General features: G+C 70.7%; 24 protein-coding genes. 12 read left to right on the top strand and 12 right to left on the bottom strand.

What is annotated here, in order from left to right:
* The first annotated feature begins 43 nt into the window (after window positions 1–43).
* From GVL03_RS07800 to mnhG, 7 genes are all read left to right on the top strand, one after another.
* On the top strand, window positions 44–1,117 hold the full coding sequence (locus GVL03_RS07800; protein ID WP_159500423.1) for a LacI family DNA-binding transcriptional regulator: 1,074 nt from the start codon (window positions 44–46) through the stop codon (window positions 1,115–1,117).
* Between the two features lie 72 nt (window positions 1,118–1,189).
* Window positions 1,190–4,090 (top strand): Na+/H+ antiporter subunit A, encoded by a 2,901-nt coding sequence (locus tag GVL03_RS07795; RefSeq protein ID WP_159500422.1) that lies wholly within the window; start codon window positions 1,190–1,192, stop codon window positions 4,088–4,090.
* Window positions 4,087–4,629 carry a Na(+)/H(+) antiporter subunit C gene (locus GVL03_RS07790; RefSeq protein ID WP_159500421.1) on the top strand — a complete coding sequence of 181 codons (543 nt, stop codon included), beginning with the start codon at window positions 4,087–4,089 and terminating at the stop codon, window positions 4,627–4,629. The genes GVL03_RS07795 and GVL03_RS07790 overlap by 4 nt, the downstream gene beginning before the upstream one ends.
* A complete protein-coding gene (locus GVL03_RS07785) occupies window positions 4,626–6,200 on the top strand; it encodes a Na+/H+ antiporter subunit D (protein ID WP_159500420.1) in 1,575 nt (524 codons plus the stop codon). Before GVL03_RS07790 ends, GVL03_RS07785 begins: the two co-directional genes overlap by 4 nt.
* 29 nt (window positions 6,201–6,229) lie before the next feature.
* Entirely contained in the window at window positions 6,230–6,820 is a 591-nt protein-coding gene (locus GVL03_RS07780) for a Na+/H+ antiporter subunit E (protein WP_159500434.1), read from the top strand.
* Entirely contained in the window at window positions 6,817–7,083 is a 267-nt protein-coding gene (locus tag GVL03_RS07775; protein ID WP_159500419.1) for a monovalent cation/H+ antiporter complex subunit F, read from the top strand. The genes GVL03_RS07780 and GVL03_RS07775 overlap by 4 nt, the downstream gene beginning before the upstream one ends.
* A complete protein-coding gene (gene mnhG / locus GVL03_RS07770; RefSeq protein WP_159500418.1) occupies window positions 7,080–7,445 on the top strand; it encodes a monovalent cation/H(+) antiporter subunit G in 366 nt (121 codons plus the stop codon). Before GVL03_RS07775 ends, mnhG begins: the two co-directional genes overlap by 4 nt.
* A 154-nt stretch (window positions 7,446–7,599) precedes the next feature.
* On the opposite strand, the gene GVL03_RS07765 is transcribed toward mnhG, so the two are convergent.
* The 3 genes from GVL03_RS07765 to GVL03_RS07755 all read right to left on the bottom strand — a co-directional run bounded on the left by GVL03_RS07765 (window position 7,600) and on the right by GVL03_RS07755 (window position 10,059).
* Window positions 7,600–8,214 (bottom strand): SRPBCC domain-containing protein, encoded by a 615-nt coding sequence (locus GVL03_RS07765; protein WP_200847096.1) that lies wholly within the window; start codon window positions 8,212–8,214, stop codon window positions 7,600–7,602.
* Between the two features lie 97 nt (window positions 8,215–8,311).
* A complete protein-coding gene (locus GVL03_RS22290; RefSeq protein WP_306770319.1) occupies window positions 8,312–9,055 on the bottom strand; it encodes a hypothetical protein in 744 nt (247 codons plus the stop codon).
* 641 nt (window positions 9,056–9,696) lie between these two features.
* Entirely contained in the window at window positions 9,697–10,059 is a 363-nt protein-coding gene (locus GVL03_RS07755) for a helix-turn-helix domain-containing protein (RefSeq protein ID WP_159500417.1), read from the bottom strand.
* Window positions 10,060–10,151: 92 nt separating this feature from the next.
* Between GVL03_RS07755 and GVL03_RS07750 the strand changes: the two genes are divergently transcribed.
* Window positions 10,152–11,000, top strand: coding sequence for an SDR family oxidoreductase (locus GVL03_RS07750; protein WP_159500416.1), 849 nt, complete (start codon window positions 10,152–10,154; stop codon window positions 10,998–11,000).
* A 180-nt stretch (window positions 11,001–11,180) separates the two neighbouring features.
* Here the strand turns inward: GVL03_RS07750 and GVL03_RS07745 are convergent, their stop codons facing one another.
* The 5 genes from GVL03_RS07745 to GVL03_RS07725 all read right to left on the bottom strand — a co-directional run bounded on the left by GVL03_RS07745 (window position 11,181) and on the right by GVL03_RS07725 (window position 17,526).
* Entirely contained in the window at window positions 11,181–13,037 is a 1,857-nt protein-coding gene (locus GVL03_RS07745) for a YhgE/Pip family protein (protein ID WP_159500415.1), read from the bottom strand.
* Window positions 13,034–13,915 (bottom strand): hypothetical protein, encoded by an 882-nt coding sequence (locus GVL03_RS22015; protein WP_200847095.1) that lies wholly within the window; start codon window positions 13,913–13,915, stop codon window positions 13,034–13,036. The genes GVL03_RS07745 and GVL03_RS22015 overlap by 4 nt, the downstream gene beginning before the upstream one ends.
* Entirely contained in the window at window positions 13,915–14,538 is a 624-nt protein-coding gene (locus GVL03_RS07735) for a TetR/AcrR family transcriptional regulator (protein WP_373683831.1), read from the bottom strand. Before GVL03_RS07735 ends, GVL03_RS22015 begins: the two co-directional genes overlap by 1 nt.
* Before the next feature lie 319 nt (window positions 14,539–14,857).
* Entirely contained in the window at window positions 14,858–16,300 is a 1,443-nt protein-coding gene (argG, locus tag GVL03_RS07730) for an argininosuccinate synthase (RefSeq protein ID WP_159500414.1), read from the bottom strand.
* A gap of 65 nt (window positions 16,301–16,365) precedes the next feature.
* Complete coding sequence (locus GVL03_RS07725; protein WP_159500413.1) at window positions 16,366–17,526, bottom strand: MalY/PatB family protein; 1,161 nt, start codon at window positions 17,524–17,526, stop codon at window positions 16,366–16,368.
* A gap of 196 nt (window positions 17,527–17,722) precedes the next feature.
* On the opposite strand from GVL03_RS07725, the gene GVL03_RS07720 reads away from it, so the two are divergent.
* From GVL03_RS07720 to GVL03_RS07710, 3 genes are all read left to right on the top strand, one after another.
* Window positions 17,723–17,962 (top strand): hypothetical protein, encoded by a 240-nt coding sequence (locus GVL03_RS07720; protein ID WP_159500412.1) that lies wholly within the window; start codon window positions 17,723–17,725, stop codon window positions 17,960–17,962.
* Between the two features lie 336 nt (window positions 17,963–18,298).
* Entirely contained in the window at window positions 18,299–19,585 is a 1,287-nt protein-coding gene (locus GVL03_RS07715; protein WP_159500411.1) for an adenylosuccinate synthase, read from the top strand.
* A complete protein-coding gene (locus GVL03_RS07710; protein WP_159500410.1) occupies window positions 19,585–20,874 on the top strand; it encodes a beta-propeller fold lactonase family protein in 1,290 nt (429 codons plus the stop codon). Before GVL03_RS07715 ends, GVL03_RS07710 begins: the two co-directional genes overlap by 1 nt.
* Window positions 20,875–20,999: 125 nt before the next feature.
* Here the strand turns inward: GVL03_RS07710 and GVL03_RS07705 are convergent, their stop codons facing one another.
* Window positions 21,000–22,148 (bottom strand): AI-2E family transporter, encoded by a 1,149-nt coding sequence (locus tag GVL03_RS07705; protein WP_159500409.1) that lies wholly within the window; start codon window positions 22,146–22,148, stop codon window positions 21,000–21,002.
* A gap of 56 nt (window positions 22,149–22,204) precedes the next feature.
* Between GVL03_RS07705 and GVL03_RS07700 the strand changes: the two genes are divergently transcribed.
* On the top strand, window positions 22,205–22,510 hold the full coding sequence (locus tag GVL03_RS07700) for a chorismate mutase (protein WP_159500408.1): 306 nt from the start codon (window positions 22,205–22,207) through the stop codon (window positions 22,508–22,510).
* 155 nt (window positions 22,511–22,665) lie between these two features.
* On the opposite strand, the gene GVL03_RS07695 is transcribed toward GVL03_RS07700, so the two are convergent.
* The 3 genes from GVL03_RS07695 to GVL03_RS07685 are packed head-to-tail and all read right to left on the bottom strand — an operon-like array spanning window position 22,666 to window position 24,661.
* Window positions 22,666–23,361: a hypothetical protein gene (locus tag GVL03_RS07695; protein WP_159500407.1), complete on the bottom strand. Its 696-nt coding sequence runs from the start codon at window positions 23,359–23,361 to the stop codon at window positions 22,666–22,668.
* Complete coding sequence (locus GVL03_RS07690; RefSeq protein ID WP_159500406.1) at window positions 23,358–24,266, bottom strand: ABC transporter ATP-binding protein; 909 nt, start codon at window positions 24,264–24,266, stop codon at window positions 23,358–23,360. Before GVL03_RS07690 ends, GVL03_RS07695 begins: the two co-directional genes overlap by 4 nt.
* Window positions 24,263–24,661 (bottom strand): GntR family transcriptional regulator, encoded by a 399-nt coding sequence (locus GVL03_RS07685; RefSeq protein WP_159500405.1) that lies wholly within the window; start codon window positions 24,659–24,661, stop codon window positions 24,263–24,265. The genes GVL03_RS07690 and GVL03_RS07685 overlap by 4 nt, the downstream gene beginning before the upstream one ends.
* Window positions 24,662–24,734: the final 73 nt, after the last annotated feature.

Raw genomic sequence — 24,734 nt, 5'->3', positions numbered from 1 at the left:
TCGATTCGATACGCCGTGACCGACGGGCTACCATCGAGGCATCATGAACGCGCGCCGAGCCACGATCGCCGACGTCGCCCGGGTCGCCGGGGTCGCCGCCTCGACGGCGTCCGTGGTCTTCAGCGGCAAGACCCCGGTGTCGGGCGCCACTCGCGACCGTGTGCTCGCGGCGGCCGAGCAGCTCGGATACACCGGCCCCGATCCGCGCGCGACATCGCTGCGCCGGGGCCGCTCGGGTATCGTCGGCGTCGTCATCGGAGACCGTCTGCGCACCGCCTTCCGCGACCCCGTGACCACCGTCATGCTCGACGGGCTCGCCGAGGGCGTGGCCGAGCAGGGCGCGGGCCTCCTGCTTCTGCGCGACGACAACGAGGGCGGTGAGCCGAGCCTGCGGTCGGCCCCGGTCGACGCCTTCGTGCTCGTCGGATGCAGCGGACACCTGCGTGAGTCGCTCGCCGCGATCCGGGCCCGCGGCATCCCTGTCGTGGTCGTCGAGGGCGATGCCGGCGAGGGCATCCCGCAGATCCACCTGGACAACCGCGAGGCGCAGGCCGAGATCGCCCGGCACCTGCGTTCGCTGGGGCACCGTGAGGTCGCGCTCGTCACCTTGCAGCTCGCCGCGACCGGGTCGCCGGGCTGGATCGGAGCGGACGACCGCATCGCCGTCGACGTCACCCGCGACCGCCTCGAGGGCGCGCGCGACGTCTTCCCCGCCGCTCGCGCCTACGCCGCGGGCGGCAGCTCGATCGACGAGGGATACGCGGCCGGCGAGGCCGTGCTCACCGCGCCCGGGCCGAGGCCGACGGCCATCCTCGCACAGAGCGACCTGCTCGCGGCCGGCGTCATCCGCGCGGTGCAGGACGCGGGCCTCGTGGTGCCCGAGGACATCAGCGTGACGGGGTTCGACGGTGTTCAGGTCGACGGGGTCGCCCCGCTGACGCTGACGACCATGGTGCAGCCGGCCGCGGAGAAGGGACGCGCCGCGGGCGCGGCGATCTCGGCCATGCTCGCCGGCGGCCCCGCGCCGACCATCCGGCTGTCGTCTGCGTTCCGTCCGGGTAATACGACGGGCCCGGCACCGACCGCGCGGGCGCCGGAGGGCTCGGCGTCCGCCTAGAATAGACACGACACCCCGATCGCCTGGGCTCTCCCGTTCCCTCCGGAGGCCGACGACCCCGAGGAGGCCGCTTTGCTGGTGCTCCTCGCTGCGTTCGCCCTGGTTCCGCTCCTGCTCCCGTGGCTGGCGCACCGGATCGGCGCCCGCGCCTTCTACGTCGCGGCCGTGCTGCCCGCGATCGCCTTCGGCTACACCCTGTGGCTCGCCCCCGAGGTGCTGGGCGGCAGCATTCCGTTCGAGTCATACGACTGGATCCCGAGCCTCGGGATCGCGCTGTCGATGCGGATGGACGTTCTCGGCTGGGTGCTCGCGCTCGTCGTCACCGGCGTCGGCGCGCTGGTGATGCTGTACTGCCGCTGGTACTTCGAGGGCAAGAGCGCGGGCCTCGGGCAGTTCTCCGCGGTCCTGCTCGCCTTCTCGGGCGCGATGTACGGGCTCGTGCTCACCGACGACCTCGTCGTCCTGGTGATGTTCTGGGAGATCACGAGCGTGCTCTCGTACCTCCTGATCGGCTACTACCACGCACGTGGCGCGAGCCGCCGGGCGGCCCTGCAGGCCCTGTTGGTGACCACGCTCGGCGGCCTCGTCATGCTGATCGGTGTCGTGCTGCTGGTGGTCGAGGCCGGCACGTCGAGCCTGTCCACGATCCTCGCCGAGGCGCCCTCGGGTCCCATCGTCAACGCGGCGCTCGTGCTGCTGCTGGTCGGTGCGCTGAGCAAGTCCGCCATCTTCCCCTTCCATTTCTGGCTGCCCGGCGCGATGGCCGCCCCCACCCCCGTGAGCGCGTACCTCCACGCCGCCGCCATGGTCAAGGCGGGCATCTACCTGATCGCCCGCTTCGCCCCGATCTTCGCCGTCGCCGAGCCCTGGCGCCCGATCGTGGTCTCGCTCGGCGTGTTCACGATGCTGCTCGGCGGCATCCAGGCGCTCCGCGAGCACGACCTCAAGCGCATCCTCGCGTTCGGCACGGTGAGTCAGCTGGGCTTCCTCACGATCGTGCTGGGATTCGGCACGCGCGACGCGGCCCTCGGCGGGCTCGCGCTCCTCGTGAGCCACGCGCTGTTCAAGTCCGCGCTGTTCCTGGTCGTCGGAGTCATCGACCGTCAGCTCTCCACCCGTGACATCACGGAGCTCTCCGGCGTCGGGCGACAAGCCCCCACTCTGGCGGTGTTCTCGATCATCGCGGTGTGCTCGATGGCGGGTGTCGCGCCCACCATCGGGTTCGTCGCGAAGGAGACGATCCTCGCCGCGTTCCTGGAGGACGGCTCGGCGTGGGGCCTCGTCGCGCTGATCGGCATACTCGTCGGATCCGCCCTCACCGCGGCGTACGGCATCCGCTTCGTGTGGGGTGCGTTCTGGACGAAGAAGGACGCGGATGGAGCCGCCCGGCCGCGCACCGAGTGGCCCGATCCGCCGGTGGGCTTCCTCGCGGCGCCGATCGTGCTGGCGGGCCTCACGGTCGTCGCGGGCCTCGCCGCCCCCCTGATCGACACCGCCTTCGCCGCCTACGCCGACACCGCGCCGGCGGGAGAGCACACGGAGCACCTGGCGCTCTGGCATGGCTGGGAGCCCGCACTGTTCCTCTCACTCGGCACCCTCGTGGTCGGAGCGCTGCTGTTCTGGCTCGCGCTCCGTGTGCGCTGGGCGTCGCGCCGCCGCATCCTGCCGTTCACCGCCGCCGACGCATACAACGCCGTGCTCCGCGCGATCGCGCGACTGTCGGTGTGGGTCACGACGCTCACCCAGCGCGGCTCGCTGCCGGTGTACGTCGGCACGATCTTCCTGGTCTTCGTCGGCGCGCAGGGCACAGCGCTGCTCGCCGGCTCCGAGTGGCGGGTCGAGCTCGACGCCTGGCAGTCACCCGCGCAGGCGTTCGTCGCCCCGGTCATGATCATCGCCGGACTCATCGCCGTGCGCGCCCGCAAGCGCTACACCGGGGTCGTGCTCGTGTCGGTGACCGGCCTGGGCATGGTGCTGCTGTTCGCCACGAGCGGCGCCCCCGACCTGGCGCTGACGCAGATCCTCGTCGAAACGGTCACCCTGGTCGCGTTCGCCCTCGTGCTCCGCCGCATCCCAGCGCCCATGGGCGACCACAACGCGTCCGTCGCGCCGGTCGCACGCGCGGTCCTCGCCGCCGGCGTCGGTCTCACCATGGCACTCGTGGCGATCGTCGCGACGGGTGCGCGGATCCACGAGCCCGTGTCCGTCGCCTTCCCGGAGCTCGCCTACGAACTGGGGCATGGCCGCAACGTCGTCAACGTCGCGCTGGTCGACCTGCGCGGATGGGACACCATGGGCGAGCTGTCGGTCATCGTCGCGGCCGCCACCGGCGTCGCCTCCCTCGTCTTCGTGACCCATCGGGCCGACGTCCTCTCGGACTTCACCCGTCCGCTGCAGCGCATCCCGGGGCGCCGTCCGCTGCTCGAGACCGACGAGGGCCTGCGTCCGCAGGGCACCGGGTTCAGCGGTCGCCGGGCCTGGCTCGTGGGCGGTCAGCGGGTGCGGCCGGAGAATCGCTCGATCCTGCTCGAGATCATCGTGCGCATCCTCTTCCACACGATCATCCTCGTCTCGCTCTATCTCCTCTTCGCCGGGCACAATCTGCCCGGCGGAGGGTTCGCGGGCGGGCTCGTCGCCGGGATGGCGCTCGTGATGCGCTACGTCGCCGGCGGACGGTACGAGCTCGGGGCCGCAGCGCCGGCCGACGCCGGGCGGATGCTGGGAGTGGGCATGATGCTCGCGGCGGGCGCGGCCGTGGTGCCGCTGCTGTTCGGGGCGGCACCGCTGACGAGCACCTGGCTCGACATCGAGATCCCGGTGCTCGGCCACATCGAGTTCGTCACCTCGACGATCTTCGACATCGGTGTGTACCTGGTGGTGGTGGGCCTCGTGCTCGATGTCCTCCGCAGCCTCGGCGCGGAGGTCGATCGGCAGGCGCAGGAGACGTACGACCGGGCGGTGAGCAGCCGATGAGCGTCTCCGTCACGTTGATCGTCATCATGGCGGTGCTGTTCGCATGCGGCGTCTATGCCATGCTCGAGCGCAGCCTGACCCGCGTGCTGATCGGGTTCCTCCTCCTCGGCAACGCCGCGAACCTGCTCCTGCTGATCGTGATGGGCGCGCCGGGGACCGCGCCGTTCTACGCCCCCGACGCCGATACGGCGAGCTTCTCCGATCCGTTGCCGCAGGCGCTCACCCTCACGGCGATCGTGATCACCTTCGCCGTCTCGGCGTTCCTGCTCGCGCTGATCTACCGCTCGTGGCAGCTCGGCCAGGAGGACACCGTCGAGGACGACGTCGAGGACGTGGCGCTGCGCGAACGCGGCGGTGAGACCGACGAGACGATGGACGAGGGGGTCTCCGACACGGACGACGCTCCCACCGACTTCGTGGACGCGGCGAGCATGCCCATCACCGTGCTCGGAAACCGCGACTTCTCGCACCTGAGCGATGACGCGCCGACAGACCAGCAACGCCGTGCCGCCGATCCGGAGAAGGAGGAGGACAGATGAGCGCCCTGGTGCCTCTGCTCGTGACTCTTCCCCTCATCGGCGCGGCGTTCACGCTGGTGTTCGGCCGACGTCGTCGCATCCAGGTGACCGTCTCGATCCTGACGCTGACGGCCGTCATGGTGATCGCCGCCGTGCTGCTCGTCGTCGTCGATGCCGGCACGCCGATCGCGGTCGCGGTCGGCGGATGGCCGGTCCCGTTCGGGATCGTGCTGTACGTCGACAGGCTGGCGGCGCTCCTCGTGCTCGTCTCCAGCATCGTGCTGCTCGCGGTGCTGCTGTTCTCGGTGGGTCAGGGCGCGGCCGACGGAGACGACGAGACGCCGATCTCGATCTTCCACCCGTCCTACCTCATCCTGTCGGCGGGCATCTTCAACGCCTTCATCGCCGGCGATCTGTTCAACCTCTATGTGGGGTTCGAGATCCTGCTCGTCGCCTCGTACGTCCTGATCACCCTGGGCGGGACCGAGTCCCGGATCCGCGCCGGCATCGTCTACATCGTCGTCTCGCTGGTCTCGTCGATCCTGTTCCTGGCCGCGATCGCGATGATCTACGGCGCGCTGGGCACGGTCAACATGGCCCAGATCGCGGAACGGATGGCGGAGATCCCGCAGGACGTGCAGCTCGTCCTCCACCTGATGCTGCTGCTCGCGTTCAGCATCAAGGCGGCCGTCTTCCCCCTGTCGTTCTGGCTGCCCGACTCGTACCCGACCGCCCCGGCCCCGGTGACCGCGGTGTTCGCGGGTCTGCTGACCAAGGTCGGCGTCTACGCGATGATCCGTACGGAGACGCAGCTGTTCGCCGACAACGACGTGAACACGCTCCTGCTGATCGTCGCGCTCGCCACCATGATCGTCGGGGTCCTCGGGGCCGTCGCGCAGGCGGAGCTCAAACGCATCCTGTCGTTCACGCTCGTGAGTCACATCGGATACATGGTGTTCGGTCTGGCCATCGCGACGCCGCTGGCGATCGGCGCCACGATCTACTACATGATCCATCACATCGTGGTGCAGACCACGCTGTTCCTCGCGGTCGGTCTCATCGAGCGCCGGGCGGGCACGACCTCCATCCTGAAGCTCAAGGGGCTGATGAAGCTCTCGCCGGTCATCGCGGTGCTGTACTTCATCCCCGCCGTGAACCTCGGCGGGCTCCCGCCGTTCTCCGGCTTCATCGGCAAGTTCGCGTTGTTCGACGCGGCGGCCAACGAGGGATCGCCCCTGATGATGGTGCTGATCGTCGGTGGCGTCGTGACCTCTCTGCTGACCCTCTACGCGCTGATGCGTGCGTGGAACCTGGGGTTCTGGCGGGAAGACGATCACGACGAGCCCGAGGTCGAGGCCCGGGTCTCCTACCTCGGTGACGCACCCGCGGCGGAGGTGCAGACCGAGCGACGGGTGATCCCCCGCGTCATGACGGCGGCCACCGCCGGAATGGTCGCCGTCACGGTGGCGCTGACCATCTTCGCGGGACCCCTGTACGACATCTGCGCGCGCATCGGCGACGCTCTTCTGGATCCGGTGCACATCGTCCAGGTGGACGAGGTCGTCGGCGAGTCCGCGGAGGCAGGATCGTGAGCCCGCACAAGCTGTCGCCGAAGGCGAGGATGCAGCAGCTGTGGCGTCAGCTGCCGTTCTTCATCTGGCTCATCGCGCTGTGGATGCTGCTGTGGGGACAGTTCACGCTGATCGCCTTCCTCACCGGACTGGCGGCGGCCGTGTTCGTCACCCGCGTCTTCCGCCTGCCGCCGGTCGAGCTCTCCGGCCGGGTCAACTTCTGGTACGGCCTCATCTTCGTCGCCACCTTCCTCTACGACCTCGTCCGCGGCTCGCTCATCGTCGTCTGGCAGGTCCTCGACGTCCGCCGGCAGCCCGGCACGGCCGTCATCGCCGTGCCCCTGCGCATCGACGACGACCTGATCATGGCCCACACGGCGGTGACGTCGTCGTTGATCCCGGGATCGCTCATCATCGACACGGATCGAGACCGTCGCATCCTGTACCTGCACGTCATCGGGGTCCGTTCCGAGAAGGACATCGAGGCGCAGCGGCGGAGCGTGCTCGGATGGGAGGCCAGGATCGTGCGGGCAGTGGGCTCGCGCGCCCAGGTCGCCCAGCTGCGCGCGGCCATCGACCAGGCGCACGACGACCACGATCATTCGGTGGAGTCGCCGCGCGAAGGAGGACATCCGGTATGAACGTGCTCCTCATCGTCATCATGGTCGTCTTCGCCGCGGCGGCGCTCCTCGCGCTCGTGCGCGTCGTGCGCGGCCCGTCGATCCTCGACCGCGTCGTGGCCTGTGACGTCCTGCTCACAGAGGTGCTCTGCATCCTGGGCGCCGATATGGTGATCAACCACCACACGCGGTCTCTGCCGGCCATGCTCATCATCGCCGCGGTGGGCGTCTTCGGCTCGATCGCCGTCGCGCGATTCGTCGCACGGAAGGAGACGACACGATGACCGGCGACGAGATCATGGATCTGATCGGCATGTGCCTGGTGCTCGCCGGCGCCCTGCTGTGCCTCACCGCCTCCATCGGACTGCTGCGGTGGCGCGACGTGCCGACCCGGCTGCACGCCGCGACTAAGCCTCAGGTGCTGGGTCTGATGCTCATCTGCCTCGCGATCGGGTTCGCGCTGCACGCGTGGGTGGTCATCGCCTTCCTCGCCGCGATCATCATCGTGCAGCTGGCCACCGCGCCGCTGGCGGCTCACATCGTCGGGCGGACCGCCTACCGGAATGGCAAGCTCGAACACGAGGACCTGTACGTGGATCAGCTCGCACAGGCTCAGCGCGAGGGCCGGGGCCCGGACCAAGGCTGATCCGGGAGTCTCCCCGGAGTGGGGACCTCGCATCCCTCGCCGGTCGTCAGCGACCCTGGCCGCTGACCCGAAGGTCTCCGTTCTCGGTCCCTGAGCGAGGAGCACAGCTCCGAGACGAAGGGTCGCGGAACTTCCGCGGGCACTCGCTCCGCGCTCAGTCCTCTTCGACACCGCGATCGTGCGCGGGGCCGCGGGGAGGGTCGTCCGCGTCGGGCTTCGCGGCCTCGTCGTGCGCGTCCTGCGCCTTCTCCGCATCCGCCCTCGCCTGCCCGCTCGGCTCCGCGTCGGTCGGGGCAGGGGGCTCGTCGGGAGCCGCGTCGCCGGCGTCGTCGTGGGCGTGGCCCTCGGCGAGGTACGCCAGGCGGAGCAGTGCCTCCCGGTTGCGCCAGGTCAGCAGGGGCCGCCAGACCCGGCGCGGAAGCAGCATCGCCGCCCCGGAGACCGGCTCCTCCGTCATGCGCACGCGCGATCCCTCCGGATGAGGGGCGACGTCGATCACGACGATCCCGCGGCCGAGCAGGCCGGCGCGCGGCCGCAGCCGTAGGCGGTGCGGCGGGGACCACTCCACGGCCTCGCTCTGATCGTCGACCATGAACGGCCACACGCCCAGGGAGTGGTGGATGCTCGCTCCGGGATTGGGCCACTCGGCGTCGACGGACCTCATCCGGGTCGCACCGACGACCCAGGCGGGAATCAGCCAGCCGTTGCCGAGGACAGCGAACACGTCCTCGGGGCTCGCACGCACGATACGGGTGTTTCTGGTGGACACGACGCTCCCCTCGATGCTTCGAGGCTAGCCGCGCCCGATCGGTCGCCTGCGGGGCTTGACGGCGGCGATTCCGGATGCCGGGCGGCCCGTCCTGCGCTCAGTACCAGTTCGTCGCCTGCGAGTGAGACCACGCGCTGCAGGGCGTGCCGTAGCCGCGCGAGATGTAGTCGAGACCCCAGGAGATCTGCGTCGCGGCGACCGTCTGCCAGTCCGCGCCGGCCTCGGCCATCTTCGATCCGGGGAGGGACTGGGGGATGCCGGTCGCACCGCTGCTCGCGTTGTAGGCCTGGTAGTCCCAGCCCGACTCCTTCTGCCAGAGCGAGTCGAGGCACGAGAACTGGTCGTCCCCCCAGCCGTAGCGCTCGGCGGCGAGCTGCCGCGCGGTCGCGCGGGCGCCGTCGGGCGTGTTGGCCTGCGCGAGGTCTGCGGCGGCCTTCGCGGCGGCCGCCTCGGCGGCTGCGGCCTCGGCGGCCACCGCGGCGTCGTACGCGTTCCGCGCCTGGGCGACCTCGGTCGTGGCCGCGCGCAGGGCCTCGACGGATGCGGCGGCGCCGGGCACATCCAGGACGTCCGGATCCTCGAGGTAGGCGATCCTGGCCTGCAGTCCGCTCACATCGGTCTTCCCCGTGGACGAGGCGACCGTGGCGCGCGCGATGGTCAGGAAGAAGTCGGTGTCGAGGACGAGCGCCTCCGGCTCGGGTTCCGCGGCCGAGAGATCGCCGGACGGCGTGGGGGCGGAGGCGGCGGAGGCCGCGGCCGGGGCGGCGAGGGGCAGACCGACGGCGAGCAGCAGAGCGGCGGCGGCGAGGGTCAGACGGGAACGAGACGAGCGTGCGGGCACGGTACTCCAAGGGTGGGGCGTCCCTGTCGGCGACGTCACGCGGAGCATGGCGACGGCCGGCAGGCTGATGTCCCGGACGCCACCCGTGAGGTGGACGGCGTCTCCTCGCGGGGGCGGGAACGCACGCGTGCCGGGAGTCCGCGCGGCCGGTCGGGTTGTGGGCCGCGGGACCCGCACACGCTAGGCGTGCCACCTGGGTGAAACGTGCAAGATCCCTGTCCGCCTCCCGCACGCGGGCTCGGGAGGGATGGGTCAGCGTCTCGGAGCCCCTGCGGGCAAGTGCGGTTCAGCTGTCGCTCTCGGTCGGTGAGATCGGCGGGAAGCGACAGGTGAGCCGGGAAGGGCTCCCGCCCGGACCTGTACCGAGCTCATGACATCCGGTGGCGGTGGTCGGACACGACCGCGGGATTCCGGGCCGGGCCCGTGGCGCCCACTGGAGATGTCATGAGTTGTGCACGCATCAGCGGCCTATGCGGAACGGGGGGCACCGCGCCCCTTCGTCTCGGAGCTTCGCTCCTCGCTCAGGGACCGAGGAGGGAGACGTTCGGGTCAGCTTCTCAGGGCCCCTGCGGACGCTCCGTGGGGCGCGAAAGTCCGGTCGCTGAGCGAGCGCAGCGAGACGAAGCGTGAGGACGTTCGGGTCAGCCGGCCGTGATCTCCTCGGCGTTGTCGGCGATCCACTCGAGCAGCGGAAGCATCCGCTCCATGAGCTCGCGACCGCGATCGGTGAGCCGGTACTCGACGTGCGGCGGGACGGCAGGAAAGGACTCGCGGGCGACGAGGCTGTCGGCGGTGAGCGTGCGCAGGGTCGATGCGAGCATCTTCTCGCTGATGCCGTCGACCGCGCGGCAGAGCTGCCCCCAGCGCAGGGTGCCGTCCGAGAGCGCGGAGAGGATGAGGACACCCCAGCGGCTCATCACGTGGTCGAGCACCGTGCGGGTCGGGCAGGCGTGCGAGAAGGATCCCGGGTGATCGGCCTGGATCTGCGCGTAACTCACCGACATGTAGGTACCTTACCCAGAAGTGGGTACCCTCGGCCCGGAATGCGCAAGGCCTCCGCGAGGCTGCATCCGGGGAGACCGTCGAAAGGACACCCATGACCATTCTCGTCACCGGAGCAAGCGGCAACCTCGGGCACCTCGTCGTCGAGCGCCTGCTCGCCCGAGGCACCGCCGCATCCGACATCGTCGCCGGGGCACGCATCCCGGACAAGGCCGCCGCACTCGCCGATCGGGGCGTGCGCGTCGTGCCGCTCGACTACGACCGCGCCGACACTGTCGCCGTCGCGCTCGAGGGCGTCGACCGCGTGCTGCTCGTGTCGGGCTCCGAAGTGGGGAAGCGGGTCGCGCAGCACCGGGCGGTCATCGACGCCGCGGCCGGTGTGGAGCTGCTCGTGTACACGAGCCTCTTCCGGGCGACCGAGAGCCCCCTGCCGCTCGCGACCGAGCACGTGCAGACCGAGCAGGCCATCGCCGCGTCGGGCCTGCCCGCCACGATCCTGCGCAACAACTGGTACTCGGAGAACTACGCGGCCGACGTCGTGCGCGCCGGAGAGACGGGGGAGATCGTCGCGAGCGTCGGCGACGGCCGAGTCTCGAGCGCCAGCCGCGTCGACTACGCGGATGCGGCGGCCGTCGTGCTGCGGGGCGAGGGCCACGCCGGCCGCGTCTACGAGCTCGCCGGCGACGAGGCGTGGGGCTACGACGAGCTCGCCGCCGCAGCGGGGGAGCTGCTCGGCCGCGACGTCGTGTACCGGCGCCTCACGACCGAGGAGCACGTGGCCGCGCTCGAGGCGGCGGGGCTCGACGCCGGCACCGCGGGCTTCGTCGCCGCGCTCGACGCGGGCATCGCCCAGGGCGGCCTCGAGGCGAGCGAGCGCATCCTGTCGGAGCTGACCGGACGCCCCACCACCCCGCTCATCGAGGGTCTGCGCGCCGCGCTCTGATCCGCGTGCGTGCCCGCGGGCGCCCGCCGGTGCTTGTGGGCGCTTGTGCGGGTGCCCGCGAGACGGGATCCGGGCGCCGAGGCAGCGGGGTGCCCCCACGGTCTCGGCGCGAAGATCCCGTCTCGCGGTCCGTGCGGCCTCCGCGACGGCCGGGTGAGAGAGGCGGGCGGATGCGGCGGCTCAGCCGATGAGGCTCGGGGCCAGGTCGCGCAGCGTGCGGCGGTGGGTCATCCGTGTCACGCCGATGGCGGCCAGGGCGAGCGCCCCGAGCATCCAGGCGAGGAGCACCGCGATGTCGCCGCCGATCCGGCCGATGTCACCGCCGTACATGAGCTGACGCATGGCGTCGACGACGTAGCCCATCGGCAGCGCGTGATGGAGCCCGGTGAGGGGCGCTGGCAGCGTCTGCCAGGGGAACGTGCCTCCCGCGGTCACCAGCTGCAGCACCATGAGCACGAGGCCGAGGAACTGCCCGACCGAGCCCAGCCAGACGTTCAGCGCGAGGATGATCGCCGCATAGGTGAGCGAGGCGAGCACCATGATGCCGAGGGTCGCCAGCGGGTTCGCGAAGGTGAAGCCGAGGGCGACCGCGAGGATGCCGAACAGTGCCAGCATCTGCACCCCGCCGAGCAGGCCCGGCGTGAGCCAGCCGGCGAGGGTGATGCGCACGGGGGAGTGCAGGGCCGTGATCGCGCGGCGTGAGATCGGCTTCACGATCAGGAACAGCGCGTAGATGCCGATCCAGCCGGCGAGGGCCGCGAAGAACGGTGCGAGCCCCGCGCCGTAGTCGGCCGCCGCCGCCACCTTGCTCGACTCGATCTGAACAGGGTCGGAGATCGTCGATGCCTGGGCCTCGCGGAGCGTCTCATCCGACTCGGGGATCTGCGCGACGCCGTCCGCGAGCCCGTCCCGCAGCTCGTCCGCTCCGTCGTCGAGCTGGGCGAGCCCCGACGACAGCGTTCCGGTGCCGTCACGCAGCTGCGCGGCCCCGGATGCGGCGCTTTCCGCACCGCTCGCGACCTGCGCGGCGCCGTCGGCGACCTGGGCTGCCCCGCTCGCCACCTGTGCCGCGCCGGCGGCGAGCTGATCGACCTGTCCCACCGCCTGCTGCACGGTGGTGTTCGCGGACTCGATGCGTGCGGCGAGCGGGTCGAGACGTGCGAGCACCGCCGCGATCTCGTCGGGCGTGAGCCCCTGCGCGGCCATCTCATCGGCGAGGGCGGTGCGGATGGCGGGAAGGTCGTCCACCACGGTCTGCGCGGCGCTGCCCGCGCGATCGGCGTAGCCGTCGAGCGTCGCGGCGCCGGCCGCCACCTGCTGGGCGCCCGACGACACCTGCGCCGCCCCCGACGACACCTGCCCCGCGCCGTCGGCGAGCGTCGCCGTGCCGTCGGCCAGCTGCGTCGCACCCTCGCCGAGCCGGGTGGCGCCGTCGAGGGCGCTCTCCGTTCCGGAGGCGAGCTGCGCCGCGCCGTCCACCGCCGTGACGAGGCTCCCGCGGATGTCCGAGATCGCCGTCAGGAGGCGGAGCGCCGCCTGGTCGCCGACCAGCTCGGCCACGGAGGTGCGGATCCTCTCGATCGCCTGCGTGCCGATGGTCGAGGCCAGATAGTTGTTCGCATCGTTGGTCGCGAGCTCGAGCGTCGCCTGCCGCGGGCTGGTGCCTGCGGCGGAGGCGAGCGCATCGGAGAAGTCGGCGGGGATCGTCACGGTGAAATCGACCGCTCCGTGGGCGAGGGCGTCCGCCGCACCGCTCGCCGACATCCGCTGCCAGTCGAAGGCGCCGTTCTCGACGAGATCGTCGGCGACCCGGTCGCCGTAGTTCGTCGACGTGCCGGCGGAGTCGGTCACCCCCGCGTCGTCGACGACGAGCCCGACGGGCACCTGGTCGAGCCGGCCGTACGGGTCCTGGTTCGCCCAGAGGTACAGGCCGCCGTAGAGCACCGGCACGCACATCAGCGCGACGAGGGCGATGACGGACATCTTCGTGGAGGTCAGACGGCGTACTTCCGCCACGATCATGGCGGGGATCTTCACAGCGGCTCCTTCGCGACGACGGATGCAGAGGCATCCGGGGGCGTGACGGTGTCGGATGCGGCGGCATCCGCTTCGGCGACGCTGTCGGCCGGGGCGGCGTCCGCCTCGGTGACGGTGTCGGCCGCGGCGCCGCCTGGATCCGTGGCAGAGCCGGACGAGACGGCCTCGCCAGCCGCGTCGACTGGGTCGACCGCGTCTGACTCGGCGGCAGTGTCCGGGTCGGCGTCGGAGGTCGGGGCCGCAACCATGTTGGGCATGGGCATGGGCATGGGCACGCTCGCGCGGACCGCGCGTCCGGCGAGTACGGCGTCGGAGGCCTCGCCTGCGATCACCAGCACCGCGAGGCCCCGCTCGGCGAACTCCTCGACGAGGGGCCACCAGGCCAGCGGATCGCCGCCGTGGCGGTCGGGCGAGACGAGCACCAGCCCCTCGACGTCCCGGCGCAGCACGGTGAGCTCGAGCAGCAGGCGCAGTCGGTCGACCGGGCGGATGTCGGCGATGGGCACGCGGGCCTGGCCGCCGAGATCGTGCTCATGCAGCCAGGCGCGGGTGGCGAGCGGGTTCGCCGGGCGGCCGGCGAACATCAGCTCCTCGGAGACCACGGTGGCCACCGTCACGTTGGGTGCCGGGTCCGAGACGTCGGGAGCGTCGACGAGTGCGACGCGGCGGCGCAGGGATGCGGTGTCCGCCTCTCCGTCGATCGTCACGGAACCGGTGTCGGGCCGCATCCGGCCGCTCGCGATGAGACCGAGCACGGTCGGGCGCTGCTCGGTCTCGGCGACCGCGAGGCGCGCGGAGCCGGAGAGGTAGGCCAGGGAGGTCTCGGGGAGCGCCTGGCCGCGGCGGCCCTTGGACACCTCGTGCACGTCGATGCGCATCAGTCCTCCACGAGAAGGTCGGGGTGGGCGGCGAGGAGCGCCTCGGCGTCGCGCCAGGAGAGTCCCACGACGCCGAGCACGGTGCGCACGGCGAGCGACCGGGCCTCGCCGGAGGAGGCATCGAGGCGGGCGACGACCATGCGTCCGGTCTCCTCGACGAGCCGGGCGAGCGTCGGTGCGGCGATGTCGGTGCGGAGGGCGCCGGCATCCTGCCCCGTGCGCACGAGCGCCATCACGCGACGGCGGAGCGGGGCGAGGACGGCGGCCGTGTGCTCCACGTGCGCGTCGTCGAGGGCGATGGTCGCCGCGACCTGCACATGTGCGGCCTCGCTCCACAGGCGAGCGGTCAGCCGGGCGAGGGCGAGGGCGGCGTCCGTGTCGTCGGCGACCTCAGCGGCGATCGCGTTGAAGCGCTGCGCACCGGTGCGCAGCAGCTCGCTCAGCAGGGCGTCGCGGTCGGCGAAGTGGCCGTAGACCGCGCGGCGGCTGAGGCCTGCGGCCCGGGCGATCGCGTCGATGGAGGCTCGCGGGTCGCGGGCGAGCACAGTCTGGGCGGCCTCGACGAGAGCGGCGCGATTGAGCTCCGCATCCCGTCGGACGGGACGGGCGGTCATGACGGTCATGCCGTCACTGTACCCTAACTTGCACAGCAGTGTGCAAGTTAGGGTACAGTGCTCCTTCGTGTTTCGCGGGCGAGGCACGCGGGATTGTCGTTCCTGAGGACGTGGGCTGCCGAGGGGTACGGCGCACAGCGGCGGAGATCGTTGCCGCCGCCCCGGCCGACGGCATCCGTCGGCGGCGTTTCGGGCGCGATCTCCGCCGTTGTGCACGCGGGGGGTCGCCGGCGTCGTGCTCGCGCGGGATCGGCGGGCGGGATCGGTGTTGCACTCGGGCGGGACCGGTGCATGTGGACGGGGCCGAAGGCCCCGGATGGGGGGAGGGTCAGTCGGTGCCGGACTCGAAGGCGGCCGATTCGCTCGCCGCATCCGTCGCCTCGGCGAGCTCCTCGCGGTCGGCGTCGTAGGGAGCCGCGTGCTCGGTGATCTCGACGCCCTCGCCGCGCCGCAGCTCGCCGACGAGAGCGCCGGTCGCGCCGCCGATGAGGCCGAGGCCCGCGTACTGCTCGAGGCGGGTGCGCGAGTCGGCGATGTCGAGGTTGCGCATCGTCAGCTGGCCGATGCGGTCGGTCGGGCCGAACGCCGCGTCGCCGACGCGCTCCATCGACAGCTTCTCGGGCGAGTACGACATGGTCGGGGCCGTCGTGTCGAGCACCGAGTAGTCCTCTCCGCGGCGCAGGCGCAGCGTGACCTCGCCGGTGATGGTCGAGCCGACCCACTTCTGGATCGACTCCCGCAGCATGAGCGACTGCGGCTCGAGCCAGCGTCCCTCGTACATGAGGCGGCCGAGGCGGCGGCCCTGCTCGTGGTAGGTCGCGAGGGTGTCCTCGTTCAGGATGGCGTTCACGAGGCGCTCGTACGCGATGAACAGCAGGGCCATGCCCGGGGCCTCGTAGATGCCGCGGGACTTCGCCTCGATGATGCGGTTCTCGATCTGGTCGCTCATGCCGAGGCCGTGGCGTCCGCCGATGCGGTTCGCCTCGAACACGAGCGCCACCGGGTCTGCGTAGTCCACGCCGTTCAGCGCGACCGGGCGGCCGCCCTCGAAGCGGACCGTGACGTCCTCGGCCGCGATCTCGACGGCCGGGTCCCAGAACCGCACGCCCATGATGGGCTCGACGGTCTCGAGCGAGACGTCGAGGTGCTCGAGGGTCTTCGCCTCGTGGGTCGCGCCCCAGATGTTCGCGTCGGTCGAGTAGGCCTTCTCCACGCTGTCGCGGTAGGGGAAGCCGTGCTCGACGAGCCACTCGCTCATCTCCTTGCGGCCGCCGAGCTCGGTGACGAAGTCCGCATCCAGCCACGGCTTGTAGATGCGCAGCGCCGGATTCGCGAGCAGGCCGTAGCGGTAGAACCGCTCGATGTCGTTGCCCTTGTAGGTGGAGCCGTCGCCCCAGATGTCGACGCCGTCCTCCTTCATCGCGCGCACGAGCAGCGTGCCGGTCACGGCGCGGCCGAGGGGCGTCGTGTTGAAGTAGGTGCGCCCGCCGGAGCGGATGTGGAACGCGCCGCAGGCGAGGGCGACGAAGCCCTCCTCGACGAGCGCCGACTTGCAGTCGACGAGGCGCGAGACCTCGGCGCCGTACTGCAGCGCGCGACCGGGGATCGACTCGATGTCGTCCTCGTCGGGCTGGCCGAGGTCGCCCGTGTAGGTGCAGGGGACGGCGCCCTTGTCGCGCATCCACGCGACGGCGACGGAGGTGTCCAGGCCCCCGGAGAAGGCGATGCCGACGCGTTCGCCGACGGGCAGGGACTGGAGGACCTTCGACATGCCCGCAAGTCTACTTTGGGCGCGGGTGCCGGCTGTGCCGCCGATCGCGGGGACCGATGCGGCGGCTACGCGGGCAACGCGCGCCCGAGCCGCGCGACGAGTTCCTCGAGGATGGTCGCGGGGGTGGCGAAGTTGATGCGGTAGAAGCCGTCGAAGTCGCGCCCGCAGAGCAGGCCGTCGGTGCCGGCGACGCCCGCCTCGCGGAGGAGATACGACTGCAGTCCGCCGGTGATCCCGTAGTCGCGGAGATCCAGCCAGGCGAGATACGTCGCCTGGGGCGGGACGTGGCGGGCCCGGGGCAGGTGCTCGGCGATCAGCTCGCCGAGCAGGGCGCGATGGCCCTGCAGATGCGTGGTGAGCTCGTCCAGCCATTCGCGGCCCTCGTCGTACGCGGCGATCGTGGCGAAGAGGCCGAGGTATCCGACGGTGTGGGCGCGCCATCGTCCGGCGCGCCGCCAGAGAGTACGGTCGGCGGGGTTCGTGAAGACGATCTGCGAGCACTTCAGCCCCGGGATGTTCCATCCCTTCGACGCCGAGGTCGCGGTCACCGTGTGCGCGGCGGCCGCCTCGGACAGCGAGGCGTACGGAACGTGGGTGCGCCCGTCGAACAGGATCGGAGCATGGATCTCGTCGGCCCAGACGCGGCCGCCGTGACGGTCGACGATGTCGACGAGGGGGAGCAGCTGCTCGCGGGTGAAGACCGTGCCGGTGGGGTTCGCGGGATTGACCAGCATGAACAGGCGCGCCCCGGCGGCGAAGGCGCCCTCGATCGCCTCGTAGTCGAACATCCAGCCGTCGCCCTCGCGCAGCAGCGGGGTCTCGATCACCTCGCGACGGTGGTCGCGGAGGAGGGTGAAGAAGGGCATGTACGCGGGGGTCGGCAGGATGACGGGGGTGCCGGGCTCGGAGAAGTGATCAAGCATCAGCTCCAACGACGTCAGCACCTCGGGGAGGACCCCCACCTGCGCCGGCTCGACGTGCCAGCGGAGGCGGTCCGCCGCCCAGCCGGAGAACGACGTGCCGACGGCGTCGCGCTCGGCCTTGGTGGAATAGCCGAACGAGGCATGCTCGACGCGCTCGCGCACGGCGCGGTCGACGGCGGGCGCGGTGCCGAAGTCGCTCTCCGCGATGAAGGTGCCGAGCGCGTCGGGATAGGTGGTCCACTTCGCGCCCCCGCGCCGCCGGAGATCGGCGGGCGTGAGGGCCTCCCAGCTCTCGAAGCTCATGCGTTCGCCTCGGCGCGAGTGCCCGGCGTAGGCGCTGCGGTCTCGCGCAGGGTGATGCCCGGATGGAGGTCGTGCACGAGCAGATCGGCCACACTCGAGTATCCCCTCTCGATGCGCGGATGCGCCGTCTTGTGACACGAAGCTGCGTTGCGGAGGTCGCCGCGGGCGTGCGTGGCAGGGCCGCATGGACGGAGCCGTGGCGATCGACAAGGTCCGCCGGCGAGGGCATCGACCTTCCTGCGCTGAACACGCTGTTCCGGTGTCATTCAGGGGGCGCGTCATTCAGCAGATCGGTCGAGTCACCCGCGGCGAGGGGCACGCGGATGCCCCGCCGACCGTGCACGACTTCCGCGATACCGCCGTGCCGCTGCTGGAGCGGATGCATCAGCGCCGCCGACGGGTGATGAAGAAGGAGGGCTTCGCTGTCGCGGAGTGAGGTGATGACCGCTGACGCCAGCGGTGGGCGGCTACTCTAACGTGCTCTTACATTCGTGTTGCAGTAGATGTGAGAGTACGGCCCCTCGGGTGGATGCCTCCCTTGCCCAGGTCGACTTCTCAGCCCGGCTTATGCCTCGCGTCTTGCCGCGCTCCGACGTGTTGGGGCCCGATATGCGGCCGACCTCGATCCCGTGACCTCACGATTTTCAGTCGCGGAGTCGGCTCGTCCCGACGCCCCCACCCCGGCACGCTCCGCCTCACGCCCGCGCGGATGGGGCGCGTCGGAGCCCTCGATAGGATGGGGTGTACCGGTCGGCCAGAGCGAGGAGCTTCCATGCCAGGCATCGTGATCGTCGGAGTCCAGTGGGGCGACGAGGGCAAAGGAAAGGCCACCGATCTGCTGGGGGACCGCACCGACTGGGTGGTGAAGTTCAACGGCGGCAACAACGCGGGTCACACCGTGGTCATCGGCGACGAGAAGTACGCCCTGCACCTGCTCCCCAGCGGCATCCTGTCCCCGGGTGTCAACGCCGTCATCGGCAACGGCGTCGTCGTCGACCTCGAGGTGCTCTTCTACGAGCTCGAGGCGCTCACCGCCCGCGGCGTCGACACGTCGCGGCTGCGCATCAGCGCGAACGCGCACGTCATCACGCAGTACCACCGCACGCTCGACAAGGTGACCGAGCGCTTCCTCGGCAAGCGTCAGATCGGCACCACCGGGCGCGGCATCGGCCCCGCCTACGCCGACAAGATCAACCGTGTCGGCATCCGCGTGCAGGACCTCTTCGACGAGAACATCCTGCGGCAGAAGGTCGAGGGCGCCCTCGACCAGAAGAACCATCTGCTCGTGAAGGTCTTCAACCGTCGCTCCATCACGGTCGACGAGATCGTCGAGGACCTGCTCTCGTACGCGGAACGACTGCGTCCGCTGGTCTGCGACACCGGGCTCCTGCTCAACGAGGCGCTGACTGCGGGCGACGTCGTCGTCTTCGAGGGAGGCCAGGCGACGATGCTCGACGTCGACCACGGCACCTATCCGTTCGTGACCTCCTCGTCGGCGACCGCGGGCGGTGCAGCGACCGGATCGGGCGTCGGCCCCAACCGCCTCGACCGCATCGTCGGCATCGTGAAGGCCTACACGACGCGCGTCGGCTCCGGCCCCTTCCCGACCGAGCTGTTCGACGAGAACGGCGAGTGGCTGCGCTCCCGCGGGTTCGAGTTCGGCACGACCACCGGGCGCCCGCGCCGGGTCGGCTGGTACGACGCGCCGATCACGCGGTACGCGACCCGCATCAACGGCATCACCGACCTCGTGCTCACCAAGCTCGACATCCTCACCGGACTCGAGCGCATCCCGGTCTGCGTCGCCTACGACGTCGACGGGGAGCGCTTCGAGGAGGTGCCGGTCAACCAGACCGACTTCCACCACGCGAAGCCGATCCTCGAGTACTTCCCGGGCTGGACGCAGGACATCTCGTCCGCCCGGACGTTCGACGAGCTCCCGCCGGAGGCGCAGAACTACGTGCTCGCCCTCGAGCGGTTGAGCGGCACCCGCATCTCGGTGATCGGTGTCGGGGCCGCCCGAGACGCCGTCATCGTTCGGCACGACCTCATCGACTGATGCGCTTCTGGCTGGGCGGCTACTCCACCGACATGGAGGGCGCCGCATCCGGCATCGGCGAACTGCATGCGGGGGATGCGGACTCGCCCCTCGCGGCCGGCGAGCTCGGCTTCGCCGGCACCGTCGCGACCGCCGACTCGCCCTCCTGGCTCACCGTCCACCCGGCGCACGCCGTCGTCTACGCCGCCCTCGAGGGGCACGGGGCTGTGCAGGCCTTCCGCCGCACCGAGGGATCACGCCTCACACGGCTCGGCTCCCCTGTCGCGGTCGGCTCCCTCGTCTGCCACCTCACTGTGGCACCGGACGGGAAGATGCTCGTCGCCTCGTGCTGGGGCGATGGGAACGTCGTGCGCCTGAGCCTGGATGCGGACGGCCGACCCCGCGCGGCAGTGACCGCGCCGCCCGCCGTCGACCCGTATGCGGCCGCCGCTCCCTTCGCGGATGGCGATCCCTCCGCGCCGTCCGTGTCGTCGGCCGACCTCGCCGCGTCGATCGGCTCGGGATATGCCGTATCCGGCATCGAATTCTCCCGGGCACCCGACGTCGACCTCGCGGACGCGGCGCGCGCCCTTCGCGAGGCGGCCGGTGCGGAGTTCGCGCACCTCGTGCCCGACATCCCGCAGCGGGCGGAGAACGTGCTCGATGAGAACACGCCCGACGAGGACGCCGCCGGGGCCGAGGCGCGCGAACGGGTGTCGCGCGCGCACCAGAGCGTGTTCCTGCCGGGCGGCCTGATCGCGACCACCGACATGGGCTTCGATCTCGTGCGGTTCTGGCGGGACGGGACGAACGGCCTTCGCGCCGTGGGTGCCGTGCGCCTGCCCCGCGGCAGCGGACCGCGGCACATGGTGTGGCACCCGAGCGGCCACCTCTACGTCGTCACCGAGCTCTCCTGCGAGATCTTCGTGCTCGCCCCCGACGAGGCCCGCGCGTGGCGCATCGTCGGCGGCACTCAGCTCTCGCCCGAGACGGGGGCCGGGCGCGACCTCGCCGCGGAGCTCGCCGCATCCGCCGACGGGGTGTTCCTCTACGCCGGCGTTCGCGGCAGCAACACCATCGCGGCCGTCCGGGTGCGCGGCGCGGGCGAGGCGCTGTCTCCGGTCGCGCTCGTCGAAGCCGGAGTCGACTGGCCGCGGCACCATGCGGTCGTGCGGGACACCGTGCTCGTCGCCGGTCAACGCTCGAACGAGGTCGCCGCACTCACGCTCGACACCCGCAGCGGAGTGCCCGGCCGCGCACAGCGCCGAACCGAGGTGCCGTCCCCCACCTGCCTGCTGCCCGCTCGATGATGCGAAAGTCCGCCCCGAGAGTCTCCGCTCGCGGTTCCTGCGCAAGGAGCGAAGCTCCGAGACGGAGGGTCGCGACCGGGCTTTCGCACCCCACGCAGTGCTCCGCGCGGAAGCCGACGCTGCCGCTACGCGTCGTCGACGTGGGCCTTGGCGTCCTGGCGAGGGATCAGCACCCGCTTCAGGATCAGGAGTAGCGACGCGGTCACCGGGATGGCCACCAGCGCACCGAGCAGTCCGAGCAGCGTGCCGCCGACGAGGGCGCCGATGACCACGAGCGCGCCCGGGATCGAGATCGTGCGATTCATGATGCGGGGCGTGAGCAGATATGCCTCGAGCTGCATGTAGACGAGGTAGGCCGCCGCGAAGACGAGCGCGCCGACCGGATCCGCGAACAGCGCGACGACCGAGCCGATCACCCAGAACAGCACGGTACCGACGAGGGGGATGAGCGTGATGCAGAACGCGACGACCGCGAGCAGCAGCGGGAACGGCAGGCCGACGATGAGGAACAGCAGGAAGACGAAGGTCGCGTTGCAGAACGCGAGGATCACCATCCCCATGAGGTATCCGCCGATCGAGTCGGTGATCTCCTCGGTGAGGCCCGCGACGCGAGGGCGGCTGTAGGCGGGCACGAGCCGGTAGAACGCCTGCTTGATCGCCGGGAGGGAGGCGAGGAAGTAGAGGCTGAGCACGAGGATGATGATCGCGCCCGAGATGCCCGAGACGATCGTCACGCCGACCTGCAGCACTCCGCCGCCGATCGTCGCGATGTTGGTCGGGTTGACCAGGAAGGACTGCACCTGGGTGAGGATGTCGCCGATGGCGTCGCCGAACTGGTCCTGCAGCCACTGGAAGAGATCGGATCGCTGGAAGGTCGCGATCAGGGACGGCACGTCTTGGACGAACTGGCTGATCTGTCGCACGACCGTCGGGATGATCAGCATCAGCACGGCGGCGAGGACGATCGCGAACCCCACGTACACGATGACGATGCCCCATGCCCGGCTGAGTCCGCGGCGCTCGATCGTCCGCACGATCGGGTCGAGGCCGAGGGCCGCGAACAGCGCGAAGACCACGTAGATGATCACGGTCGAGAGGTTCGAGACGGCCAGGCCCAGCACGAGTGCGATGAGACCCCCGAGGGTCACGAAGAAGCCGAACGCGAACGGATGGTGGATCGCGCGCCAGCGCGGCGCGTTCGCGCCGCGCGGCACGTCGGCGCCGGCCGGCGCAGCGGTCTCGTCTCCGCGGGATGCCTGGGGCGCGTCGGTCATGCTCACACTCTAGGGGCGTGTCGGCGGGAGGTAATGTCGTCGGCAGGAGGAACGCCATGACCGAGCCCATCGACCCGACCACGACGCTCCGTGGACTGCGAGCGAGCATCGACAACATCGACGCAGCCCTGACGTACATGCTGGCCGAGCGATTCCGCTGCACCAAGCAGGTCGGCGAGCTGAAGGCACGGCACGGGATGCCCGCATCCGACCCCTCGCGCGAGGAGCGTCAGATCGCCCGGCTGAAGAGCCTGGCAGCGGATGCGGACCTCGACCCCGAGTTCGCGGAGAAGTGGTTCAACTTCGTGGTGGCCGAGGTCATCCGCCACCACACCGCGGCCGCCGACGGCGCGACGTCCTAGCCCGAAGCCCTCACGCGTCGTCTCGCTGCGCTCGCTCAGCGACCGGACGTTCGCCACCTCACGGAGGGCACGCAGGGGCCCTGAGAACCTGACCCCGACACGAGGAGAGAGGCCTCGCTCCGACGACCGAGGCCTCTCTCCTCGTGCGCGCCGGGTCAGGGCGTGGCGCGGCGCAGCGCGGGGAAGGCGAGGATCGCCAGCACCACGACCACGGTCGCCAGCAGCAGGGCCAGCCCGCCCGCACCGATCGACGCGAACCACACGAACAGGTCGACCCAGGCGTTCATCCGCGTCACGAGCCACACCGCGCCGACCAGCAGCACGCCGATCCCGATGAGGATGACGGTCAGCCACAGGGCGCCGAGCCGCTTGAAGACCGTTGCAGCCCAGAAGCCGATCACGAAGAACAGCATCGCGAGCACGAAGTAGAACAGCGCCGCGACGTGGGGACCGGCACCCCAGACCCAGTCGAGGGCGAAGAAGTAGCCCTCCATCCCCCACCCACCCGTCGCGGCCTCGATGAACCCGCCGATCACGAAGATGACGGTGAGCATCGCCGAGGTCGACGCCGCGGTGAGCAGGGTGCCGAGGTAGAACTCGCGACGGGTGACGCTCATCGCCTGCGAGAACGGGAACGTCAGGGTCAGCGCTTGCACGCCGACGAACAGGAAGTACCAGAGCGGTGCCGTCGCGCCCCCGCCGTACATCGTGGCCTCTCCGCCGGCGCCGCGGACGATCGCGTAGATCGCCAGCGTGACCGCGAAGGCTCCGCCGAGGATGATCAGCGGGATCCAGAGGTAGGTCTGCCGGTTGATCAACTGCATCCGGACGACATTGAGCGTGCGGCTCATCGGAGGGCTCCTTCCTCGGTCGCCGCCGCTTTCTCGGCGGCGGTCCGGGTGGTGCGCACGATCAGCTGCTGGAGCGAGACAGGGGCGACGTCGAGTCCCGTGGCGGTGAGTCGCTCGCGATCGGAGGGGGTCAGCGTGCCCAGCACGGTCGCGGACGACACGTGACCGAGGCTCTCGCGGTGGATGACCTCGCGTCCGGCGACGAAGGCGTCGACCGCCGCGGTCTCGCCGACGATGTTCGCCGCCCGATCGCGGACGGCGTCGGTGTCCTCGTCCATCACGATCCGGCCGCGGTCGATCACCAGCACCTTCTCGATGAGGTTCGACACCTCGTCGATCAGATGACTCGAGAGGATCACGGTGCGGGGGCGCTCGGCGTAGTCCTCGAGCAGCCGGTCGTAGAAGATCTGGCGGGCCACGGCGTCGAGCCCGAGGTAGGGCTCGTCGAAGAACGTGACCTCGGCCCGGGCGGCCAGCCCGATCACCACGCCCACAGCCGACAGCTGTCCGCGCGAGAGCTTCTTGATGCGCGTCTTCGTGGGGAGCTGAAACTCGCCGATGAGCCGATCGGCGAGCCCCTGATCCCAGTTCGGGAAGAACAGCCGCGCGGTCCGGAAGGCGTGCTGGGGGAGGGCGTCCTCCGGGTACTTCTGTCCCTCGCGCACGAAGCACATCCGCGAGAGCACCCGCGCGTTCTCGTAGGGATCCTCGCCGAAGACGCGCACGGCGCCGGCGGTCGCGAAGTTCTGCGCGGTGAGGATCGACATGATCGTCGTCTTGCCGGCGCCGTTGCGTCCGAGCAGGCCGTAGATCGCGTCCTTCTCGATCGTGAAGCTCACGTCGTCGACCGCGACCGTGTCGCGATACCGCTTGGTGAGCCCGTTCACCTCGATCACGTGGGTCACAGTTCCGTTCCTTCCGTGGGAGTCGAATCCGACGGCGCCGCTGCGGCGCGATCGGCGATGATGCGGGCGAGGTCGTCCGGACCCAGCCCGAGCTTGCGGGCCTCGGCGAGCAGCGGCTCGACGAAGCGGTCGGCGAAGACGGTGCGGCGTTCGGCGAGCAGGAGGTCCCGCGCCCCCGGGGCGACGAACATGCCGATGCCGCGCCGCTTGTAGATCACGCCCTTGTCGACGAGCATGTTCACTCCCTTCGCGGCGGTCGCGGGGTTGATCCGGTAGAAGGCGGCGAGCTCGTTCGTGGATGGAGCCTGGCCCTCTTCGGGCAGGGTGCCGTCGACGATCGAGTCCTCCACGCTCTCGGCGATCTGCAGGAAGAGCGCTCTGCCTTCTTCGATCACACCATCCCCTGTTCAATGGTTCATTACTTGACTAACTAACCATGCAACATGATCTCGGATGCTGTCAACCCAC

Origin of the sequence: Microbacterium sp. 18062 (genome assembly GCF_902706225.1) — a bacterium.
In the GTDB taxonomy this organism is placed as follows: Bacteria; Actinomycetota; Actinomycetes; order Actinomycetales; family Microbacteriaceae; genus Microbacterium.
This window is presented reverse-complemented; position numbering and strand designations above follow the sequence as displayed.

Excerpts from the sequence above, each read along its gene's own strand:
- GVL03_RS22015 (WP_200847095.1), bottom strand. The coding sequence starts at position 13,915 with ATGCGCATCGACGTGCACGAGGTGTCCAAGGGCCGCCGCGGCCAGGCG.
- GVL03_RS07700 (WP_159500408.1), top strand. The coding sequence starts at position 22,205 with ATGACCGAGCCCATCGACCCGACCACGACGCTCCGTGGACTGCGAGCG.
- GVL03_RS07775 (WP_159500419.1), top strand. The coding sequence starts at position 6,817 with ATGAACGTGCTCCTCATCGTCATCATGGTCGTCTTCGCCGCGGCGGCG.
- GVL03_RS07750 (WP_159500416.1), top strand. The coding sequence starts at position 10,152 with ATGACCATTCTCGTCACCGGAGCAAGCGGCAACCTCGGGCACCTCGTC.
- GVL03_RS07790 (WP_159500421.1), top strand. The coding sequence starts at position 4,087 with ATGAGCGTCTCCGTCACGTTGATCGTCATCATGGCGGTGCTGTTCGCA.
- GVL03_RS07755 (WP_159500417.1), bottom strand. The coding sequence starts at position 10,059 with ATGTCGGTGAGTTACGCGCAGATCCAGGCCGATCACCCGGGATCCTTC.
- GVL03_RS07705 (WP_159500409.1), bottom strand. The coding sequence starts at position 22,148 with ATGACCGACGCGCCCCAGGCATCCCGCGGAGACGAGACCGCTGCGCCG.
- GVL03_RS07735 (WP_373683831.1), bottom strand. The coding sequence starts at position 14,538 with ATGACCGTCATGACCGCCCGTCCCGTCCGACGGGATGCGGAGCTCAAT.
- mnhG (WP_159500418.1), top strand. The coding sequence starts at position 7,080 with ATGACCGGCGACGAGATCATGGATCTGATCGGCATGTGCCTGGTGCTC.
- GVL03_RS07785 (WP_159500420.1), top strand. The coding sequence starts at position 4,626 with ATGAGCGCCCTGGTGCCTCTGCTCGTGACTCTTCCCCTCATCGGCGCG.
- GVL03_RS07800 (WP_159500423.1), top strand. The coding sequence starts at position 44 with ATGAACGCGCGCCGAGCCACGATCGCCGACGTCGCCCGGGTCGCCGGG.
- GVL03_RS07715 (WP_159500411.1), top strand. The coding sequence starts at position 18,299 with ATGCCAGGCATCGTGATCGTCGGAGTCCAGTGGGGCGACGAGGGCAAA.
- GVL03_RS07710 (WP_159500410.1), top strand. The coding sequence starts at position 19,585 with ATGCGCTTCTGGCTGGGCGGCTACTCCACCGACATGGAGGGCGCCGCA.
- GVL03_RS07780 (WP_159500434.1), top strand. The coding sequence starts at position 6,230 with ATGCAGCAGCTGTGGCGTCAGCTGCCGTTCTTCATCTGGCTCATCGCG.
- GVL03_RS07695 (WP_159500407.1), bottom strand. The coding sequence starts at position 23,361 with ATGAGCCGCACGCTCAATGTCGTCCGGATGCAGTTGATCAACCGGCAG.
- argG (WP_159500414.1), bottom strand. The coding sequence starts at position 16,300 with ATGTCGAAGGTCCTCCAGTCCCTGCCCGTCGGCGAACGCGTCGGCATC.
- GVL03_RS07725 (WP_159500413.1), bottom strand. The coding sequence starts at position 17,526 with ATGAGCTTCGAGAGCTGGGAGGCCCTCACGCCCGCCGATCTCCGGCGG.